The sequence below is a fragment of the Methylobacterium komagatae genome, assembly GCF_042661665.1.
Classification (GTDB): Bacteria; Pseudomonadota; Alphaproteobacteria; order Rhizobiales; family Beijerinckiaceae; genus Methylobacterium; species Methylobacterium komagatae.
In genome coordinates this window covers 1,278,544-1,298,051 of record NZ_JBHSWN010000001.1, presented here as the reverse complement: position 1 = coordinate 1,298,051, position 19,508 = coordinate 1,278,544, and the positions used below count along the sequence as shown (strand labels likewise).

Genomic DNA, 19,508 nt, shown 5'->3' with positions numbered 1-19,508 from the left:
TGTCATGCCGTCGTGAAGGCGAGGCTAAGGGAGATGGTTAAGGCGCGACGTCAGGCGGCCAGGGCGCGGCGGACGGTCGAGCGCAGGTCCGCCAGGGAGAAGGGCTTCGTCAGCACGTCGGTGACGATGGCGTCGAGGCCTCGGGCGCGCTCGCGCTGGTCGGCGAAGCCGGTCATCAGCAGGATGGTGAGGTCCGGGAAATCGCGCTTGGCGGCGAGCGCCAGGGCGATACCGTCCATCAACGGCATGCGGATGTCGGTGAGCATCAGATCGAAGGCGCCACCCGCCTCGTTGAGCCGGTCGAGCCCGTCGCTGCCATCGGTGGCCGTCACGACGGCATGGCCATCGATCTCCAGCCCCCGCTTCAGGAAGCCACGCACCGTCTCTTCGTCATCCACCAGAAGGATGCGCGCCATGATAACCTGGAATCATCTCGCTTCGACAAGGGAATAGGTAACCCTGCGGCTAGAACGCAGACGGATGCCTCGTCCTGTCAAGACGCTCTGCCCGGAAAAGCTGCTTCGCAATGCAGCAAACCGTAAAAATGTCGCGGTCTCAGGTCCCGCCGAACAGATCCGGGTCGGCACTTCCGTAGTCCACCACACCGACGAAGGGCAATTGCCGGTAGGCGTGGGCGGCGTCCATGCCGTAGCCGACTACGAACACGTCGGGGCAGGTGAAGCCGACGAACTCGGCATCGATCGACACAGCGCGCTTGCCGGGCTTCTCCAGAAGCACCGCCGTCAGCACCCGCTTGGCGCCGCGGGCCATCAGCAGATCCTTGGCGAAGACCACGGTCCGGCCGGATTCGAGGATATCGTCCACGAGCAGCACGTCGCGTCCGCGAACCTCGCTCTGCACGTCGCGCAGGATCTCGACCTGACCGGTGGAGACGGTGCCGGTGCGGTAGCTCGACAGGTGGACGAACTCGACCTGCGGCGCGAGCCCGATCCGGTGCATCGCCCGCAGAAGGTCGGCGGCGAACATGAAGCTGCCCTTCAGCACCGCCACCACGAGCAGGTCCTGCGGGTTGGCGGCGGCGATGTCCTGCGCCAGCTCGGCATTGCGCCGGGCGATGGTGTTCTCATCGAAGAGGGTACGGACGGGTTTGACGGGGCTGTTCATGGTCGGGCTGTCCCGTCCTCTCGCCGGGCGGCGCGCACGAGGGCCGCGTCGTGTCACCAATGGCCAATACTGGTCATGAATCCGCAGGTCGATGCAGCCTGACCCCTGCTCCGGGCACGGATGCCGACCTGCCTAAGGCGAAGCCTTGAAGGGTTTCGGCGGCAAGGTCAACGCTTTCCCGCTCCATGGCGAGCGGGGGAGGGGAGGCCGATCCGGCGCGGAAACCGCCGTTGACGTCCACAGGCTCGCCCGCTGAACTGTTATGGTTGTTTCCCATGTGTGCGACTTGTTGCGGATTGTCCGCACATCGGCAGGCTCTTAGGCTCATTTCTCAAGTTTTGCGGTCCACTGTGTCCGTCATCTCAATGCGGAACGAGTTTCGTCGGCGATGCCCATCCAGGATCTCAGATCGATCGACTCAACGACGAGCCTGAAAGCGGATCTCTGCATCGTCGGAAGTGGCCCCGCCGGCTACGCTATCGCCAGGAACCTCAAGGACAGCGGCCTCGACATTTTGCTGATCGAGAGTGGCGGCCTCGATATGAACGACGAGACCGAAGCCTTGAACGCTGTCGAGGATGTCGGGACCACCATCACCAACGCCCGATGCCGCGTCCTGGGTGGCACCACGGAGGCGCCCCACTGGGGCAACCGCTGCATTTCCTTCGACGATATCGATTACGAAGAGCGCCCCTGGGTGCCCCACTCGGGCTGGCCCATCGGCCACGAGGCGGTGGCTCCCTATCTGGAGCAGGCCTCGGACTATCTCGGAGCAGGCCGCCAAATCGCGCCCCGGGCCAAGCTGGCGGAGGGGAAGGACATCGCCTCGCTGCCGCGCCTGAACGAGGACAAGGTCCGCTACATCTGGTGGAATTTCGGGCGCACAGAGGGTCGGAAGCCGGTTCGCTACAATGAGGTCCTGAAGGCGGACAGCACGGGCCTGAACATCCTGATCCACGCGACCGTGTCGCAGATCATCCTCACCCCATCGGAACGCGCGATCGAATCGATTGAGGTCAGCGATGCGGAAGGCCGCCGCCGCACCATCCGGACCCGCGCGGTCGTGCTCTGCGCCGGGGGATTGGAGAACCCCCGGATCCTGCTCTACTCCAACAAGCAGAAGCGCAACGGGATCGGCAACGATCACGATCAGGTCGGCCGCTACCTGATGGATCATCCGCGCGACAAGTCCATGGCGGTGACCTTCGACCCCCGCCAGGCCACGACGTTCTGGTCGCTTTTCGGGCCGTTCCGGTACGAGAGCGGCGCGGGCCGCCGTCCGTTCGTGAGGGGCTTCGTCCTCAGCCCGGATTATCAGCGGCGGCACGAACTTCTCAATTGCGCGGCCTGGCCCGAAGAGGAGATGGCGCACGAGGATCCCTTGCGCGCCGCAGTTCGCTTGGTCCGCAACCGATCCTCGGACCGGAAGGCGGATGTCGGCGCGATCCTCGGCAACGCGGATTACCTCGCCCGCGCGCTGCACTCCTCGCTCGTCTCCCGCGATCCGATCCGCCGGAAGCCGGAGAAGATCGGCCTGTATGTCGGCTCGGAGCAAGTCCCCGATCCCGACAGCCGGGTGACCCTGACGGATCGGCTCGACCGCCTGAGCCTGCCGGTTCCCCGGACCGATTGGCGGATCAATGCCCGCGAGGTCGAGTCGCAGATCGCCCTGTCCCGGCACATCGCCGAGGAGTGCCGTCGGGTCCACGGCCTGGACGCGCGTCTCGCCGACTGGGTTCAGGATTGGAAGGGGAACGTGGATTTCCTGACCGACGGCTGCCACCCAACCGCCACCACGAAGATGTCGGCGGATCCGCGTTCGGGCGTCGTCGATCCAGACTGCCAAGTCCACGGGGTCGAAGGCCTCTACGTCGCGGGAAGCTCCACCTTCCCGACCGCGGGCCATGCCAACCCGACTTTGATGATCGTCGCCCTCGCCCTACGTCTGGCTCATCACCTGCGCGGAAAACTCGCCGCCGCATGACGTGTCGATCGGTGCATCGGACGGATGGGAATCCAGGTCCTGCGGCATGATCCGATGCGGCAAGACGGGGCGAGCTTCCCTTTGTCTGAGGCGTCTTGATGGTTTCGCAGAACGATTACCGGGGCAAGACGTACGCGGTCACCGGATCGACGGGGTTCATCGGCAACCGTCTGGTCGACCGGCTGGTGGAAAACGGCGCGCAGGTCGTCTGCCTCGTGCGCGACGTCGAGAGGGCGAAGCGAAACGCCTCGCCGTCGGGCCAGATTACCTTCGCCGCCCTCGACATCCATGATCCGGCAGGGCTTCGCGCGGCGCTGGGCCAAGCGGAGGCCCTGGTCCACTGTGCCTATGACTGGAACGACGAAGCCTGGAACGCCACGGCCCTCGACAGCCTGATCGCGGCGGTGGCGGACAGGCGCACGAAGCTCGTCCATGTCAGCAGCTTCGTCGTCTACGATCTGCCCGCGAGCGGCCGCGTGAGCGAGGAGACGCCGCCGACGCGGGAGCCTGCCGGCTATTGCCAGGTCAAGCACCAGCTCGAACGCAAGGTGATCGACGCGGCGGAGCGTGGGTCGATCTCGGCGGTCATCATCCAGCCGACCATCGTCTACGGCCCCCGGGCCCGCACGTGGACCGACGAGCCTGCCATGATGCTGTCCTATGGCTCGCTGGTCCTTCCCTCGGACGCCGAAGGGCTCTGCAACGCCGTCTATGTCGATGATGTCGTCGACGCCCTGATGCTCGCGGTCGCCGGTGAGCCCGCCAGGGGCGAGCGGTTCCTGATCAGCGGCGAGACGCCGGTCACGTGGAGACGCTTCTACGAGGGAATGGCGGCGGCGGTCGGAGCGGCCGGGCCCGTCTACGAGCCCTCGGCCACGATCGCCGCGCGCAACGGGCGCAAGAGCAAGCTCATCCGGGAATTGACCGATCCGGGACTGCTCCTGCGGCGCGTTCTCCGGAACAAGATCGGGCGGACGATCCTGTCGCTCGCGCCCGGCTCCGTGCGGAAGATCGTAACTTCCTGGCTGGATTCGCCCTTGGAGCGGCGGCGGGGCCATCGCCACGACCCGTCGCTCTCGCATCTGGCCTCCCTGCGGGCGACCTACGTGATCGCCTGCGATCACGCCCGAACGCGGCTCGGCTACCGGCCACGCTACACGTTCGAACAGGGGATGGTGCCGACCGCGGCCTACCTGAAGCGGACATTCGTGTAGGCCGGGCCTCGGCCGTCGGCCGCCGCTGAAAACGAAAAAGGGTCGGCAGCGCGCCAACCCTTTCGTCCATCCCGGAAATTCGATGGTACCACCGCCCCGGCTCGAACGGGGGACCCCCAGATCCACAATCTGGTGCTCTAACCAACTGAGCTACGGCGGCACTGGCGGGGGTGTATCGCGGGTCCGAACGTATTTCAAGGCGAGTATCGCCGTTTCACGCCACCCTTCTCACAGCATCGGCACACCGCCGGTGACGGGGACCAGGGCACCGGACATGTAGCTGCCCTCGCGGGAGGCCAGCAGCACGTAGGCCGGGGCGAGCCGGCAGGCTGCCCGGCGCGGCCCAGCGGTGTGTCGGTGCCGAGCTTTTCCAGCTGCTCCGGGCTCTTCACGATGGGCTGGATCGGCGTCCAGACCGGGCCGGGGGCGACGCAATTCACCCGGATGCCCTTCGGCGCGAGGAGGTTCGACAGGCCGATGGTCAGGCTCGCGATGGCGCCCTTGGTGGCGGCGTAGATCAGCATCGTCGGGTCGGCGATCTTGGCCTGTTCGCTGGTGGAGTTCACGATCGCCCCGCCCGGTTTCATGTGCGGCACAGCCGCCTGGGCGAGGTAGTACATGGCGAAGACGTTGGCCCGGAACGAACCCTCGATGTCGTCGGCCTTGAGGTCCTCGATCCCGTCATTCACCACCTGCGCGGCGGCGTTGTTGACGAGCACGTCGAGGCGCCCGAACGCCTCCACGGTACGCGCCACGAGCGCCTTGCAATGGGCTTCGTCACGGATATCGCCCGGCAGGAGCAGGCAGCGCCGTCCCGCCTTCTCGACCCAGGATTTCGTCTCCTCGGCGTCGGATTGCTCTGCTTCGAGGTAGGAAATCGCAACGTCGGCACCCTCGCGGGCATAGGCGATAGCGACCGCCCGGCCGATGCCGGAATCGCCGCCGGTGATCAAAGCAGCATGGCCCGTCAGCAATCCTTTGCCGACGTAACTTTCCTCGCCGTGATCGGGGCGGGGTGTCATCTTGGACACCAGCCCCGGCCGGGGCTGTTGCTGCTCGCCCGGGTAGGGCGGCCGGGGACCGGCCTCGCGTGGATCGTCGGTCATGGCGTCGCCGGTCCCCTCTGCGCTCAGAACGAGCGGGTACGGGCGGAGTGCGACCGGCTGTAGCGGCGGCGGATGACCTCGACGATCTTCGGCAGCAGGAACGCCATCAGGATCTTGCGCATGGTAAACCTCGCCTCACGGATGTGTGAGCGGGTAGCGCGCGAGACTCGCCGAGGTTCCGTTCTCCCGGTGCCCTGCGGCACGGAGTGCGCAGACCCGTCCTACAGGTCCAGCGCCAGGGTCACCGGCACATGGTCGGAGGGGCGCTCCCAGCCGCGGGCGTCACGAAGCACGTCGACGCTACGCACCGTGCCCGCGAGATCGGGGGAGACCCAGGCATGGTCGAGGCGCCGACCCTTGTTGGCGGCGTTCCAGTCGGGCGAGCGATAGCTCCACCACGTGTAGATCTTCTCGGGCTCCGGCGTGAGGTGGCGCGCCGCGTCGATCCAGCCCGCCTCGCCCCGCAGGGTCTCCAACGCCTCGGTCTCGCCGGGGGTGTGGCTCACCACGTCGAGCAATTGTTTGTGCGACCACACATCGTGTTCGAGGGGCGCGACGTTGAGGTCGCCCACGAGGATCGCCGGGCCGGAGGGCCGCTTCCCGCCCCAGGCGCGAAGCTCCTGCAGGAAGTCCATCTTGTGCGCGAATTTTGGATTGAGCTCGCGGTCGGGCACGTCGCCCCCGGCCGGGATGTAGAAATTGTGCAGCACGAGGCCCGCCGCCTGACCCGCCTCCGGCCCCAGCACCGCCGAGATATGGCGGGCATCGGGCTTGCCGCAGAAACCCATCACGTCGCGGGTGTGGAGCGGCAGGCGCGAGAGGATGGCGACGCCGTTATAGCCCTTCTGCCCCGCGAACACGACGTGCTCATAGCCCGAGCCCCGCAGCGCTTTCAGGGGGAAGGCGTCGTCTGGGCACTTAGTCTCCTGAAGGCAGAGCACATCCGGCTTGTGCTCGGCGAGGAAGCGCAGGACCAAGTCGATGCGCAGGCGCACCGAGTTGATGTTCCAGGTGGTGACGGTGAGGCGCACGGGTTTTTCGGGTTACTGGCGCTGCGAGGATTGGAGCGCCTGCTGCGCCGCCTTGTCCTCGGCCCGGCCGTAATTGATGAAGAACAGGTTCGCCTCGACCGGCTTGCCCTTCTGGAGGTTCGAGAGCTGGACGGTGGTGACGTAGCCCTGCGGGTCGGTGATCCGCCATTGCGACAGGGTCTTCACGTCCGCGTCGAACAGAAGCTGGATCCGTGAGGTGCCGCCGAAGGTCGCCCGGTCCTCCAGGCTGATGCGCACGCCCGCCGGGTCGTTCGACACGTCGGTCACAGAGAGGTCGCGGGCGAGATCGATCTTCTCGCGCAGCAGGAATTTCAGGGGCGTCTGGGCGATGAAGTAGAGGTCCTGGGTAGCGAGCTTCTTGTCGCGCACCGCCACCGACGTGCCGTCCGCCACCACTTCGAGGGGGAGGGGGCGTCATAGTCGAAGCGTAGGCGGCCGGGCTTGGCGAGCGTCAGCTTGCCGCCAATGCGCCGCCCGTCCGGGCCGATCTGCATGAACGAGCCGGTGAGCGTCGAGATGCCGTTGAAATAGGCGTTGGCCTGGGCGAGCACGGTCGCCGGATCGGCGGGCTCGGCGACGGTGGAATTGGGCGTCGCCACCGTCGCAACCTTGGGCTCGGCCGCGCGGGTAGGCTTCTCAGCCTGTTTCTCGGTCGCCTTAGGGGCGCCGGGCTTCACGCTGCCGGTCTTGTCCGTCGGCTTCGCCTCGCGGGCGGCGGCCTTGGGCGCGGGCTTCTTGGGGGCCGCCTCCGGAGCGGCCTCGGGCGCCGTCTCCGGCTCGGGCGCCGCCTGTTCCTTGCGGCCGAACAGGCCATCCAGGAACGACGACACCTGCGCCTCCGCCCGGAGAGGCGCGAGGCACAGGCTCAGGGCGAGCAGAGTGCCGGCGTTGCGGGTGCGGCGGCCGATCATCCGGGGACTCCTTGCACCAGACGGGTGCGCGGCTCGGGCGGGACAAAAAGGGCGGAGCCCGCTGAGAGCTCCTCACAAAACTCCCGTTCGCCGGGAGTTCTCCCTCTGGCCTCGACAGCTCAGCGGGAGTTTTGTGAGGGGCTCTTAGAGCCCCGCCCTGTGGCGAAGATGCGACCGGCTTCAGTCGTCGTCGTAAGTGATGCCGGCCCCGTGGGTACCGCCGTTCACGAGGATCTCGCGCTTGCCGGCGTGGTTGGCCGGGCCGACGATGCCCTCGATCTCCATGCGCTCCATGATCGAGGCGGCGCGGTTGTAGCCGATCTGGAGACGGCGCTGGATGTAGCTGGTCGAGGCCTTCTGGTCGCGCAGCACCACCTCGATCGCCTGCTTGTACAGATCGTCCGAATCGCCGCCGGTCGCCGCCGCGAAGGCGCTGATATCGAAGACGGGGGCGTCCTCCTCGGGCTCCTCGGTGCGCTCGGCCTTCTCGGCTGCCTTGCCCCGGCGGCCCGTCTCCTTGGGCGCGTCCTCCGGCGTGTCGTCGGCGGTCACCGCGTCGAGGTAGCTCGGGCGGCCCTGGCGCTTCAGGTGGGCGACCACGCTTTCGACCTCGTTGTCCGAGCAGAACGGGCCGTGCACGCGGGTCGTGCGACCGCCACCGGCCATGAACAGCATGTCGCCCTGGCCGAGCAGTTGCTCCGCGCCCATCTCCCCGAGGATCGTGCGCGAGTCGATCTTGCTCGTCACCTGGAAGGAGATCCGGGTCGGGAAGTTCGCCTTGATCGTCCCGGTGATCACGTCCACCGACGGACGCTGCGTCGCCATGATCAGGTGGATGCCCGCCGCGCGCGCCATCTGTGCGAGCCGCTGGATCGCCCCTTCGATGTCCTTGCCCGCCACCATCATCAGGTCGGCCATCTCGTCGACCACGATCACGATGTAGGGGAGGGCGGAGAGGTCCATCTCCTCCTGTTCGTAGATGACCTCGCCGGTCTCGCGGTTCACGCCGGTCTGCACTGTGCGGGTGATGGTCTCGCCCCTTTCACGAGCCTCCTTCATCCGCGCGTTGTAGCCGTCGATGTTGCGAACGGCGATCTTGGACATCTTCTTGTAGCGCTCCTCCATCTCGCGCACGGCCCATTTGAGGGCGATGACCGCCTTCTTGGGGTCGATGACGACGGGGGAGAGCAGGTGCGGGATGCCGTCATAGACGGACAGTTCCAGCATCTTCGGATCGACCATGATCAGGCGGCACTCCTCCGGCTTCAGCCGGTAGAGCAGCGACAGGATCATCGTGTTGATGGCCACCGACTTACCCGAGCCGGTGGTGCCGGCGACGAGCAGGTGCGGCATGCGCGCGAGGTCGGCGATGATCGGCTCGCCGCCGATATTCTTGCCGAGGCACAGGGCCAGCTTGTGCTTCGAGTCTACGAAATCCTCCGAGGCGAGGAGTTCGCGCAGGTACACGGTCTCGCGCACCTCGTTCGGCAGCTCGATGCCGATGACGTTGCGGCCCGGGACCACGGCGACGCGGGCCGAGACGGCGGACATGGAGCGGGCGATGTCGTCCGACAGGGCGATGACGCGGCTCGACTTGGTGCCGGGGGCGGGCTCCAGCTCATAGAGCGTGACGACCGGGCCCGGCCGCACGGCGAGGATGTCGCCACGCACGCCGAAATCCTGCACCGTCTGCTGCAAGTTCAGGGCGTTCTGCTCCAGCACGTCCGCATCGACTTCCTCCGCCGCGCCCGGCGCGGGCAGGGCCAGAAGGTCGAGGGCCGGCAGCTCGTAATCGGCGTTGTCGAAAGACGCGATCTCGAGGTGGCGCGGCGCCGCGATCATGCGCGGACGGGCCGCCACGAGGGGCAGGTTGGTCGGGGCGGGCTCCGGGACGACGGCGGCCGGGGGCAGGATCTCCTGGGCAGGGGCCGTGTGGATTGGGGCCGCGTGGATTTCGGCCTCGGCGACCGGCATCACTGCGGCAGCCTCGGGCTCGGCCATCGGCTCAGGCGCCGGGGCGGCGCGACCGCGCAGCAGCACCGGACGGGCGGCGAGCGGGATCACCACGCGCTCCTCCTGAACCCGGGCCTCGACAGGGGCGGGCACGAAGGCAGGAGCAGGGGCGGGGACAGCAGCAACCGGAGCGGGGGTCACCGCAACGGGAGCGACAGGAGCGACCGGGGTCGAGGCGGTGCGGATCGCCGCGCGGGCAGCCATGGCGCAGGGCATCGACGGCTTGCGGGGGGCAGGCGCCGCCTGAACCGGGCTGTGCGGCCCGAAGACGAGGGAGAGTCCGGGCAACGGAGCGGACACCGGCGCAGGGGCGGCAAGCTGCGGCTCCGGCTCGCGGGCATTGTCCTGCGCGTCGGCGGGGCGCGGCGGCTGGTCGAAGCGCACGAGGCGGTCGAGCCCGTAGACGGGGGCCGCCGACGGGGCGCGCAGCAGCGAGACGTCCACCGGCAGGGACAGGACGGGCTCGGGCTCCTGAACCGGCGGCGCAAGCGCCTCGATCTCGGGCTCACGAGCGTCGAGGGAGGCCCACGTATCGACAGAGGACCACGCATCGACGGAGGACCAATCGTCCCCGCCGAACCACGGCTGGGACTGGGACCAGTCGGACAGGTCGGACCAGTCGCGCGTCTCGGGAACGGCGACCGGCGCAGGCACCGCAGCCGGAGCGGGCTCGGCCTCCACGGGCGCGGGCGGGCGGCGGTCCGGGGTGCGGAAATAGCGGACGCCGGGATTGGCGACGAAGGGCTGCTGCCAGCGCGGCAGGCCACCCGCGACGCGGACCTCCTCCTCGCTCACGGCCTGATTCTGAACGGCCTCCTCGCGGAGCGCCTCCTCACGCTCGGCGTCCTCACGGGCGCGGCGCTCGGCCTCGACGGCCTGCAACGCGGCCTGCGCTTCGGCGCGGGCGCGCTCCAGGGCGACGCGCTCGGCCTCGAGGGCGCGCTGGCGGCGCTCCTGCAACACGGCATCCGGCGTACGGACATAGCGGACGGACGAGGCCTGCGGCGCGGCCGGAACGGGGGCGATAACGGGCTCTTCCGGAGCGATCGCGTCCGGGCGGCGGGGCTGGCGCACCAGCACGCCGGGGGTCGAGGCCTGCCGGTCGATGCGGCTCTCGGCGCGCGGCGGGGTGCCCTGGACCGCCCGGTCGTCGAAGACCTCGGAGGGCCAGACTTGCGGGGTGGAGAACGCCTCGTCGGCCCAATCCTGGCCCGCGCCGAAGGGGCGCGGGGCGCGCTCATAGCCTTCGCGGCCGACCATGACCGTCGGGGGCGTCAGCCAGCTCGGCTCGGCGCGGCGGCCGGCCGTGCCGTAGCCGACCCGCGAGGGACCGGCAGCGCTGCCCGCGAGGCGGCGGGTGAGGGTTGCGCGCAACGCCATGAGGCGGTGAGCCAGGGCGCCGAGCGACAGCCCGGAACGGTCACCGCCCCGCACCGGGCGGGCAGGGTCACGGTGGGAATGCGGGGGTCGTCCCGATGCGCGCATGGTTATCCGATAGACGCTGGATACATGGAGTCGCCGGCCGTCGGCGGCTTGGTAGAGTTAGAAGCGTCAGCGTTAACGGGGGCTTTCGCGGCGGGCGTTCGCTGGAGCCTCGCGCCGCACCATATTAAGGATGCGGGGTATGCGAGCGTGGGCCGGTGACGTGTCGAACCCAGACGATGTGAAAGGCGGCTTCCGGTCGCTCTACCGCCACGGCTTCGCCCGTGTCGCCGCCTGCACCGGCCGGAGCCATCCGGGGGACCCGGCGCGCAATGCAGCGGCGATCCTCGCCCTGGCCGAGACCTGCCACGAAGCCGGGGCGGCGGTGGCTTTGTTCCCCGAACTCGCCCTCTCGGCCTACGCCATCGAGGATCTGCTGTTGCAGCAGACCCTGCTCGACGCGGTGGAAGCCGCCGCCGGGGATCTCGCCGCGCGCTCGGGCGCAGTGCGGCCGCTGCTGATCGTCGGGGCGCCCCTGCGCTGGCGCCACCGGGTCTATAATTGCGCCCTCGCCATCCAGGGCGGGCGGCTGCTGGGCGCGGTGCCCAAGACTTTCCTGCCGAACTACCGCGAGTTCTACGAGAAGCGCCATTTCGCCTCCGGTGCCGGAATCGCGGGCGAGACGATCAGGGTCGCGGGTCACACGATTCCCTTCGGGACCGACCTTCTGTTCGAGGGGGAGGACGTGCCCAGCCTCGTCGTCGGCATCGAGATCTGCGAGGACCTGTGGGTGCCGCAGACGCCGGGCATGGAGGCCGCGCTGGCGGGGGCCACCGTGCTGGCCAACCCCTCCGGCAGCCCGATCACCATCGGCCGGGCGGAATCGCGGGCGCTCCTCACCCGCTCGGCCTCCATGCGCGGGGCCTGCGCTTATCTCTACGCCGCCGCGGGCCACGGCGAGTCGACCACCGACCTCGCCTGGGACGGACAGACCAGCATCGATGAATGCGGGTCACGGCTCGCGGAGGGCGAGCGCTTCGCTTGGGGCCCCGTGGCGACGCTCGCCGATATCGACCTCGATCGCATCGCCCAGGAGCGCCTTCAGGCGGGCAGCTTCGATGACGATGCGCGGGGCCGCGCCGCCGGGCCCTGGCGCCGGGTGCCGTTCCGGGTCGATCCCCCGGCCGGGGATCTCGGCCTGATGCGCGCGGTGGAGCGCTTCCCCTTCGTGCCGAGCGACGCCGCCCGCCTCGCGCAGGATTGCTACGAGGCCTACAACATCCAGGTCGCGGGCCTCGCTCAGCGCCTGGAGGCGACCGGCACCAGGAAGGTCGTCATCGGCATCTCGGGCGGCCTCGATTCGACCCATGCCCTCATCGTCGCCGCCAAGGCGTTCGATCGGCTGGGCTATCCGCGCTCGGACATCCTCGCCTACACGATGCCGGGCTTCGCCACCTCGACGGGCACCAAGTCCAACGCCCACGCGCTGATGAAGGGGCTCGGCACGACGGCGGCCGAGATCGACATCCGCCCCGCCGCCGAGCGGATGCTCGCCGATATGGGCCACCCCTACGCGGCGGGCGAGAAGGTCTACGACATCACCTTCGAGAACGTGCAGGCGGGCCTGCGCACCGATTACCTGTTCCGCCTCGCCAACAAGGCGGGGGGCCTCGTGATCGGCACAGGCGATCTGTCGGAGCTGGCGCTCGGCTGGTGCACCTACGGCGTCGGCGACCAGATGAGCCACTACGCGGTCAACGCGGGCGTGCCCAAGACCCTGATCCAGCACCTGATCCGCTGGGTCATCTCGACGGATGCCTTCAGCGTCGAGGAGGGGCGGGTGCTGCGTGCCGTCCTCGACACGGAGATCTCGCCCGAACTCGTCCCCGCCGAAGCGGACGAAGCGCCCCAGAGCACGGAGGCCGCCATCGGCCCCTACGCCCTGCAGGATTTCACCCTGTTCTACACCCTGCGCTACGGGTTCCGGCCCTCGAAGATCGCCTTCCTCGCCCTGCATGCCTGGGGCGATGCGGAGCGCGGGCAATGGCCGCCGGATTTCCCCGCCGAGAAGCGCATCGCCTATGGCCTGCCGGAGATCCGGCTCTGGCTCGGCGTGTTCCTGAAGCGGTTCTTCGCCTTCAGCCAGTTCAAGCGGTCGGCCATCCCGAACGGGCCGAAGGTGGCCGCGGGCGGAGCCCTGTCGCCCAGGGGCGACTGGCGCGCGCCCTCCGACGGTTCGGCCCGGATCTGGCTGGAAGAATGGGAGCGTAACATCCCTGAAACCTGAGCGTCACAAACCCGGCTCATTGTGCCATTATGACAACGGTCAAGCTGATTCTTCGCATTGCAGCGGAGAGCGGCGTCCGGAGGCGGGCAAGCGGAGGGTTTCCGATGCGGAATTACAACCTCTTCCGTCTGAGCGAGGTCGAGGGCATGTGCTGCGCCGTGCCCGAATCGAGCACGGTTCCGGCCTTCATCGGCTCCGGGCGATGGACCTTCACCGGTAAGCTCGAGGACGGCTGCCGCACGCCGCTCGATTTCGATGGACGCGCCGCCGATACCGCCGTGCGCTTCAACGGTTTCTACCTGTTCCAGACGGTCGATCGTCGCTTCATCGCGTAAGCGAGTCACGCATCGCGGCGAATATTCCTTAACTCGCCTTGGGCATCATTGAGTCCGGTACGCTTATCGGAATTCGCCGCATGTCCATGGAACAGCGTAGGCAACCTCGCCTCCGGGTTTTGTTGAAGGGACGCATTCACTTCAACAACGGCTCGTCGAGCATCGACTGCCTGGTGCGGGACATGTCGACCACGGGCGCGCGGCTGTTGCTCAGCGAGACCGCGACGCTGCCGGAGAAGTTCGACCTTTATATTCCGCAGAAGGAACGCACCTACCGGGCGCAGCTGCGCTGGCGCCGGGAGGACGGCATCGGCGTCACCTTCGACCATGGGGCGGAGCAGCAGCCCGCCGAGACCGCCCCGGACCTGACCATGACCGCGCTGCTGCGCCGGGTCGGCGAGTTGGAGGCGGAGAACGCCGCGCTGCGCACCACCCTGACGCAGATGATGAAAGTGCAGGCGTCCGCCGTCTGACGGACCGCACCGCATCTCCCGCGCGAACGCTCAGCTCGCCAGAGCCGCGCGGATGCGCTCGGCATGGGCGGCCAGCACGGCCGGATCGGCCATGCCGCCCTCGTGGCGCTTGAGCGGCACGCCGTCCTTCCGGGGGATGACGTGAACGTGCAGGTGGAACACCGTCTGTCCGCCCGCCGCCTCGTTGAACTGGAAGATCGTGAGCCCGTCGGCCGCGAAGGCCGCCTTCACGCCGCGGGCGACGGTCTGGACGCCGCGCATCAGCGTGGCCAGCGTCTCCGGCTCGGCATCGAGCAGCCCGCGTGACGGAGCCTTCGGGATGACGAGGGTGTGGCCCTCACCCTGGGGCATCACATCCATGAAGGCGAGGACGTGCTCGTCCTCGTAGACCTTGTGCGCGGGCATCTCCCCCCGCAGGATCTTACCGAAGACGTTGTTCGGATCGTAGGCCGTGTCCGCCATGCTGCCTCCCCACAGGAGCGGGCACGATGCACGGCGCGGGCGCTCGCGTCCACCGGGTGGGAACCGGGAGCAGGCTACGCTTCTTCTTCTGCCGCGCCGGGCGGGCGCGGGAGGACGCGCGCGGTGGCACACGAGAGTACGGGGGCGATCTACGCTGCGGCCGGGGCGAACCTCGCCATCGCGGCGGCGAAGTTCGTGGGCGGCTTCTTCACCGGTTCGACGGCGATGATCGCCGAGGGCGTCCACTCTGTGGTGGACACGCTCAACCAGATCCTCCTTCTCGTCGGCATCAAGCGGTCCGAGAAACCGGCCGATGCGCGCCATCCCTTCGGCTACGGGCGCGAGATTTACTTCTATGCCTTCGTCGTCGCGCTGATGATCTTCCTCGGCGGCGGCCTCTTCGCCATCTACGAGGGGTACGAGCGCGTCTGGCACCCGGAGCCGGACAAGGACGCGCACCTGTTCGGCTACACGATCCCCGGCCTGTGGGTAAATCTCGGCATCCTCGGCTTTGCCATCCTCGCGGAGGGGTATTCCTTCTCGGTCGCGATGCGTGAGTTCTGGGCCGAGAAGGGCCAGCGCACGGCGCTCCACGCCATCCGGCGCAGCAAGGATCCGAGCCTGTTCACGGTTCTGGCAGAGGACACGGCGGCCCTGATCGGGCTCGTCATCGCCTTTGCGGGCGTACTGCTGTCCCATTCGCTCGAAATGCCGGCCCTCGACGGCGCGGCCTCCATCGGCATCGGCCTCGTCCTCGTCGGCATGGCGATCTTCCTGATGGTGGAGACCCACGGCCTCCTTATCGGCGAGGCCGCCGACCCCGAATTGGTCAAGGCGATCGAGGAGATCGTGCGCGACGAGCCGGGGGTGATGCATGTGAACGAGGTGCTGACGCAGCATCTCGGTCCGCGCGACATCCTCGTGAACCTCAGCCTCGACATGGCCGACGACCTCAGCGCGGGCGCCGTGGAAGAGACGGTCTCGCGCCTCGACAAGGCGCTCAAGGCCCGCGCACAGGACGTGAAGCGGGTGTTCATCGAGATCCAGTCCAAGGGGGACGGGGCGCGGAAGGTGGCGGCCTGAGGCGTCTTCCTGTTGCTTCCGCTCGGCCGACCTTGGCGTCACTGCGTAGCGGAAGCCGGATCGCCTCAGGCGTCCCGGCCGACCTGATCGAGGCTCACGCGCCAGAGGCGCTCCTGCACCGCCTCGTCGCGGCTCTCCGAGGATGAGGTCTTCGGCTTGCCATGGGAGAAGTAGCGGCCCGTCACGCCGTCGAGTTCGGGCGCCGTCGCGACATGGAGCGAGGTGCGGGCCCCCTTCTCAGGGCTGATGAGGAAGGGGCGGATCAGGCTCCAGGCCGTGCCGAACAGGCCGCCCGTGTTCGTGGCGAAGCCCGTCTGCACCACGCCGGGATGCAGGCAGTTCACGGTGATGCCCCGCCCGGACACCCGCCGTGCGAGGGCATAGGTGAAGAGCACGTTGCCGAGCTTGGCCTGGGAATAGGCCCGCATCGGGCCGAAGGACTTCACCCCACTTAGGTCCGCGAAATCGATGTGGCCCCGGTAATGGGCCGCCGAGGCGACGTTGACGATCCGGGGCTTGCCGCCGGATCCGGCCGTCACCGCCATCGTGTCGAGGAGTTCGAGGGTCAGGAGGACATAGCCGAGGTGGTCCAGCGCCCAGGTGCGCTCGATCCCGTCGACGGTGGTCTCGCGCCGGTCGAAGATGGCGCCCGCATTGTTCACGAGGACATGCAGATGCGGATAGGCGGCACGGACCTCCGCCGCCAGGCGCCGGATCTCGGCCTGGGACGACAGATCAGCGCGGTAAGTATCGATCTGCGCCTCGGGCGCCGCCGCGCGGATCTGCTCCGCGCTGCGGGCGAGCTTGTCCGCGTCGCGCCCGACGAGCCCGACCCGGGCGCCGAGACGCGCGAGGCCCAGTGCGGTCTCGTAGCCGATCCCGCCCGTTGCCCCGGTAACGAGGCAGACCCGCCCGCGCATGGGCGTCAGAACACCACCTGCCCGACGGCGAGGGCGATCACGACGATGACGATCGCCACGATCAGGAACAGGCCGAACAGGATGCGCGCCAGCGAACCCGCGCCCGCTGCAATACCGGTGAAGCCTAGGCCGCCTGCGATCAGTGAGATCACGAAGCAGATCAGAGCCCATTTCAGAAGCGTCATCAGCCGTCCTCCGCTGGCCCAGCGCGGTGGCCAGGCGACGTACGATCGCCGTCACAACCGGCGGCAAGCGCGACCGTTCCGTCCCGAAGCCTCCGGTGGAGCTTTTCTTCTCAGGCGGTGCGCGCGACGGGCGCGGCCGCCACGTCGGCGCGTTCCAGCATGATCTCCGCGAGCGTGTGGTAGAGGCCCGAGCGGCAGACCGCCTTCGAGGCCGCGTCCGATATCAGGGCCGCCACCATCAGCGGGATCATCAGGGCGTGGTTCTGGGTCATCTCGGTGACGATGACGAAGCTGGTGATCGGCGCCTGCAGCACGCCCGTCAGATAGGCCACCATGCCGACGAGGACGATGGCGCCCACCGGCACGTCCGGCACCAGCGCGTGCATCATGCCCCCGAGCCCCGCGCCGACAGCGAGGGAGGGGGCGAACAGCCCGCCGGGAATGCCGCTCACCGAACTCAGTACCGTGGCGAGGAACTTCAGCGGCGCGTAGGCGAAGCTTGCGGGGGCGTCGCCGTGGAGGATGGCGCGGGCCTCCTCGTAGCCCGTGCCATGGGCCGCCCCGTGGGTGGCGAGGCCGCACAGGGCCACCGCGAGCCCGCAGGCTGCCGCGAACAGGATCGGCCGGGCGGCAATCAGCCGTCCCACCTGCCCCGGCACGCCGCGGGCGAACAGGATCACGAGGCGACTGAACACGCCGCCCGCCAGACCACCGATCACGGCGATGACCGGCACGATCCACCCCGCCGACAGGGGCATCGCGGCGGGCGTCGTCCCGAAATAGGTGTAATTGCCCATGAGCCAGACGGAGGTCAGGCCCGCCGCCACGATCCCGGCCACGATCAACCCCGAGGAGCGCGCCTCGTAGGCCCGCCCGAGCCCTCGATGCCGAACACGATGCCGGCGAGCGGCGTGTTGAAGGCGGCCGCCACGCCCGCAGCTCCACCCGCGAGCAGCAGGCCGGGCAGCCGGTCCGGCGTCAGGCGGCCGAAGGCGGCCATGATCACCGCGCCGACCTGCACGGTCGGCCCCTCCCGGCCCGCCGAGGCGCCGCAGAGCAGGCCGAGGAACAGCACCACCACCTTGCCGAACCCGACCCGGAGGGAGATGAGGCCCTGCCGGAAGCGATCATCGCGGGCGTGCCGCGCGGCGATGACCTGCGGGATGCCCGAGCCTTGCGAGTTCGGAAACACCGTCCGGGCGAGCAACGCCGCGAGCGCGAAGCCCGCGGGCGTCAGGACGAGGGCGATGAACGGGGAGGGGGCGGTGAGCGCCTTGAAGCCCTCCTGCGCGAGGTCGGCCCCCTTGGCCATGACCACCGCCGCGAGGCCGACGCAGATACCGCCCACGAGGAACAGCATCCGCGAACGCCAGAGGGGATAGGCGTCCATGGAGGCCGAGCGCAGCCGGGCGATGGAACGACCGGTGCGGGAGCGTGCCCTGCGCGGCTCGTCCGTCTGCAACCCGTCCTGCCCCGACATCGCCGTCCTTCGGTCCCGTTCCGGAATCAGGCTTAGCCGGGTGCGGGCGCGAGGGCGAGAGGTTCTACCCTTCCGCCGCGCAGAGCTTCTCGACAGCCTTCACATAAGCCTTGGCGTCGAACTTCTTCAGCGAGTTCTCGCTTTGGTAGCGCACGGTGCCGAACACCTTGCGCTTCTGCCAGGGGCGGTCGTGCAGGCCGTAGACCCAGGCGACGTTGGTGAAGGAATTCGCGTCCCGGCCATCGAGGAAGTAGCGGTTGTTGAGCCGCAGGGTGCGGGCGAAGCCTTCCTTCGGGGAGGGGGACCATTCGAGGATCTTCTTGCCCCAGTACATCCGCAGCGATTGTGCATGTAGCCGGTCTCGCGCATCTCGCGCATGGCCGCGTTCCAGTACAGGTCGTGGGTCTTGCCCGCCGCTAGGTCCGCCTCCGAATAGGCGTGCGGGCGTTCGTCCTCGGCATGGTCGGCCAGGGTCTTGCGCGCCCAATCGGGCACGGCCTTGTCGTAGTCGTCGTAGCCCTTCGTGTAGAACACGTGGTTCATCGCGAGTTCGCGCCGGACGATCAGCTCCTCCAGATAGGCGCCCCGGTCGTCGGCATCGCCCGCCTCGTTCTCGCGGATCGCCAGCGCGATCTCGACGGGCGAGATCTGCCCGAAATGCAGGTAGGGGCTCATATGCGAGGCCGCCGAGGCCTCGGGCTTGTTGCGCCCGGCGCCGTAGCCTTCGAACCCGTTCTTGAGGAAGGAGCGCAGGCGCTTGCGCGCCTCGCCCTCGCCGCCCACGAAGCGTTTGACCGGCCCGACCTCCCGGTCGAGGCTCATGCCCGCCAATACTTTTTCGGGGTCCGAGACGTCGATCTCGCTCTTGAGCTTCAGACCTTCGGCCTTGTGCTGCACGGTGCGGGCCTTCACCTCCTCGATGAATGGGTCCCACAGCCGGTTGAGCTTCGGGCGGAGCGTGCGCGCGGCGAATTCGTGCTTGTTCGAGGCGGTCTCGACCGGCACCACGACGTCGCCCTCGACCTGCACGATGCGGCGGCGAACGTGACGGGTGATCTCGGCGTACCACGCCCTCTGAATCGCGAGGTAACCCCGGTCGAGCACCACCAGCGCCGCCTCGTCCGACAGGTCGATGGCGACCTTGGCCGGAGAGGCCTTTCGCATCACGAAGGCGATGCCGCGCTTCTCCAATCCCGCCTTGGCCTCCGCGAGACCTTGGAGCAGGAAGGCGTAGTGGCGCGCATTGGCTTCGGGGAAGCCGCTCTTGCCGTCGAGCAGGCCGAAACAAGCCACGATGGGCAGTTTCAGGTGATTCGCCTCCTCGATGGCGAGTTCCAGCGCGGGGTTGAAGCGGGCGCGGTTGGCCTGCTGCATCAGGTACAGGACGTATCGCCCGCTTTCATGCGGCTCCACGTCGTTGAGCACCCGGACCCGCTCGCCCTGTATCGCCACGCCG

General features: G+C 68.5%; 13 protein-coding genes, 1 tRNA gene and 4 pseudogenes. 6 read left to right on the top strand and 12 right to left on the bottom strand.

Annotated features, from left to right (window positions below; genetic code table 11):
- Positions 1-50: 50 nt before the first annotated feature.
- Together ACFQE0_RS06270 and hpt are read right to left on the bottom strand one after the other, a co-directional pair.
- Positions 51-416 (bottom strand): response regulator, encoded by a 366-nt coding sequence (locus tag ACFQE0_RS06270; protein WP_243928550.1) that lies wholly within the window; start codon positions 414-416, stop codon positions 51-53.
- 139 nt (positions 417-555) lie between these two features.
- The gene (gene hpt, locus ACFQE0_RS06265) at positions 556-1,125 is read right to left on the bottom strand and encodes a hypoxanthine phosphoribosyltransferase (protein WP_378968085.1); all 570 of its coding nucleotides are present in this window, start codon (positions 1,123-1,125) and stop codon (positions 556-558) included.
- 388 nt (positions 1,126-1,513) lie between these two features.
- Between hpt and ACFQE0_RS06260 the strand changes: the two genes are divergently transcribed.
- Both ACFQE0_RS06260 and ACFQE0_RS06255 read left to right on the top strand, forming a co-directional pair.
- Entirely contained in the window at positions 1,514-3,109 is a 1,596-nt protein-coding gene (locus ACFQE0_RS06260) for a GMC oxidoreductase (protein ID WP_378968083.1), read from the top strand.
- A gap of 98 nt (positions 3,110-3,207) precedes the next feature.
- Positions 3,208-4,323, top strand: coding sequence for an NAD-dependent epimerase/dehydratase family protein (locus ACFQE0_RS06255; RefSeq protein WP_378968081.1), 1,116 nt, complete (start codon positions 3,208-3,210; stop codon positions 4,321-4,323).
- Between the two features lie 83 nt (positions 4,324-4,406).
- On the opposite strand, the gene ACFQE0_RS06250 is transcribed toward ACFQE0_RS06255, so the two are convergent.
- From ACFQE0_RS06250 to ACFQE0_RS06230, 5 genes and pseudogenes are all read right to left on the bottom strand, one after another.
- Positions 4,407-4,483, bottom strand: a tRNA-His gene (locus ACFQE0_RS06250).
- Positions 4,484-4,551: 68 nt separating this feature from the next.
- Positions 4,552-5,429, bottom strand: a pseudogene (locus ACFQE0_RS06245) (SDR family oxidoreductase).
- Positions 5,430-5,650: 221 nt separating this feature from the next.
- Positions 5,651-6,460, bottom strand: a complete 810-nt coding sequence (gene xth, locus ACFQE0_RS06240) for an exodeoxyribonuclease III (protein WP_378968079.1) — start codon at positions 6,458-6,460, stop codon at positions 5,651-5,653.
- A gap of 12 nt (positions 6,461-6,472) precedes the next feature.
- Positions 6,473-7,392, bottom strand: a pseudogene (locus tag ACFQE0_RS06235) (outer-membrane lipoprotein carrier protein LolA).
- Between the two features lie 180 nt (positions 7,393-7,572).
- Complete coding sequence (locus ACFQE0_RS06230; RefSeq protein ID WP_378975319.1) at positions 7,573-10,785, bottom strand: DNA translocase FtsK; 3,213 nt, start codon at positions 10,783-10,785, stop codon at positions 7,573-7,575.
- A 244-nt stretch (positions 10,786-11,029) separates the two neighbouring features.
- Between ACFQE0_RS06230 and ACFQE0_RS06225 the strand changes: the two genes are divergently transcribed.
- From ACFQE0_RS06225 to ACFQE0_RS06215, 3 genes are all read left to right on the top strand, one after another.
- Positions 11,030-13,114, top strand: a complete 2,085-nt coding sequence (locus ACFQE0_RS06225; RefSeq protein ID WP_378968077.1) for an NAD(+) synthase — start codon at positions 11,030-11,032, stop codon at positions 13,112-13,114.
- Positions 13,115-13,218: 104 nt separating this feature from the next.
- The gene (locus ACFQE0_RS06220; RefSeq protein WP_378968075.1) at positions 13,219-13,449 is read left to right on the top strand and encodes a hypothetical protein; all 231 of its coding nucleotides are present in this window, start codon (positions 13,219-13,221) and stop codon (positions 13,447-13,449) included.
- 80 nt (positions 13,450-13,529) lie between these two features.
- On the top strand, positions 13,530-13,922 hold the full coding sequence (locus ACFQE0_RS06215; protein WP_378975317.1) for a PilZ domain-containing protein: 393 nt from the start codon (positions 13,530-13,532) through the stop codon (positions 13,920-13,922).
- Between the two features lie 30 nt (positions 13,923-13,952).
- On the opposite strand, the gene ACFQE0_RS06210 is transcribed toward ACFQE0_RS06215, so the two are convergent.
- Positions 13,953-14,384: an HIT family protein gene (locus tag ACFQE0_RS06210; RefSeq protein ID WP_378968073.1), complete on the bottom strand. Its 432-nt coding sequence runs from the start codon at positions 14,382-14,384 to the stop codon at positions 13,953-13,955.
- Positions 14,385-14,507: 123 nt separating this feature from the next.
- Here ACFQE0_RS06210 and ACFQE0_RS06205 point away from each other — a divergent pair, with 123 nt between their 5' ends.
- Complete coding sequence (locus ACFQE0_RS06205) at positions 14,508-15,467, top strand: cation diffusion facilitator family transporter (protein WP_378968071.1); 960 nt, start codon at positions 14,508-14,510, stop codon at positions 15,465-15,467.
- A gap of 65 nt (positions 15,468-15,532) precedes the next feature.
- On the opposite strand, the gene ACFQE0_RS06200 is transcribed toward ACFQE0_RS06205, so the two are convergent.
- From ACFQE0_RS06200 to ACFQE0_RS06185, 4 genes and pseudogenes are all read right to left on the bottom strand, one after another.
- On the bottom strand, positions 15,533-16,387 hold the full coding sequence (locus tag ACFQE0_RS06200; protein ID WP_378968069.1) for an SDR family oxidoreductase: 855 nt from the start codon (positions 16,385-16,387) through the stop codon (positions 15,533-15,535).
- Between the two features lie 5 nt (positions 16,388-16,392).
- Positions 16,393-16,572 carry a DUF1328 domain-containing protein gene (locus tag ACFQE0_RS06195; RefSeq protein ID WP_378968067.1) on the bottom strand — a complete coding sequence of 60 codons (180 nt, stop codon included), beginning with the start codon at positions 16,570-16,572 and terminating at the stop codon, positions 16,393-16,395.
- A 110-nt stretch (positions 16,573-16,682) separates the two neighbouring features.
- Positions 16,683-17,962 (bottom strand): annotated as a pseudogene (locus ACFQE0_RS06190) (chloride channel protein).
- 154 nt (positions 17,963-18,116) lie between these two features.
- A pseudogene (locus tag ACFQE0_RS06185) lies at positions 18,117-19,504 on the bottom strand (deoxyribodipyrimidine photo-lyase).
- Positions 19,505-19,508: the final 4 nt, after the last annotated feature.

Excerpts from the sequence above, each read along its gene's own strand:
- ACFQE0_RS06195 (WP_378968067.1), bottom strand. The coding sequence starts at position 16,572 with ATGACGCTTCTGAAATGGGCTCTGATCTGCTTCGTGATCTCACTGATC.
- ACFQE0_RS06230 (WP_378975319.1), bottom strand. The coding sequence starts at position 10,785 with ATGGCGTTGCGCGCAACCCTCACCCGCCGCCTCGCGGGCAGCGCTGCC.
- ACFQE0_RS06260 (WP_378968083.1), top strand. The coding sequence starts at position 1,514 with ATGCCCATCCAGGATCTCAGATCGATCGACTCAACGACGAGCCTGAAA.
- ACFQE0_RS06255 (WP_378968081.1), top strand. The coding sequence starts at position 3,208 with ATGGTTTCGCAGAACGATTACCGGGGCAAGACGTACGCGGTCACCGGA.
- ACFQE0_RS06200 (WP_378968069.1), bottom strand. The coding sequence starts at position 16,387 with ATGCGCGGGCGGGTCTGCCTCGTTACCGGGGCAACGGGCGGGATCGGC.
- ACFQE0_RS06210 (WP_378968073.1), bottom strand. The coding sequence starts at position 14,384 with ATGGCGGACACGGCCTACGATCCGAACAACGTCTTCGGTAAGATCCTG.
- hpt (WP_378968085.1), bottom strand. The coding sequence starts at position 1,125 with ATGAACAGCCCCGTCAAACCCGTCCGTACCCTCTTCGATGAGAACACC.
- ACFQE0_RS06220 (WP_378968075.1), top strand. The coding sequence starts at position 13,219 with ATGCGGAATTACAACCTCTTCCGTCTGAGCGAGGTCGAGGGCATGTGC.
- ACFQE0_RS06215 (WP_378975317.1), top strand. The coding sequence starts at position 13,530 with ATGTCCATGGAACAGCGTAGGCAACCTCGCCTCCGGGTTTTGTTGAAG.
- ACFQE0_RS06225 (WP_378968077.1), top strand. The coding sequence starts at position 11,030 with ATGCGAGCGTGGGCCGGTGACGTGTCGAACCCAGACGATGTGAAAGGC.
- ACFQE0_RS06270 (WP_243928550.1), bottom strand. The coding sequence starts at position 416 with ATGGCGCGCATCCTTCTGGTGGATGACGAAGAGACGGTGCGTGGCTTC.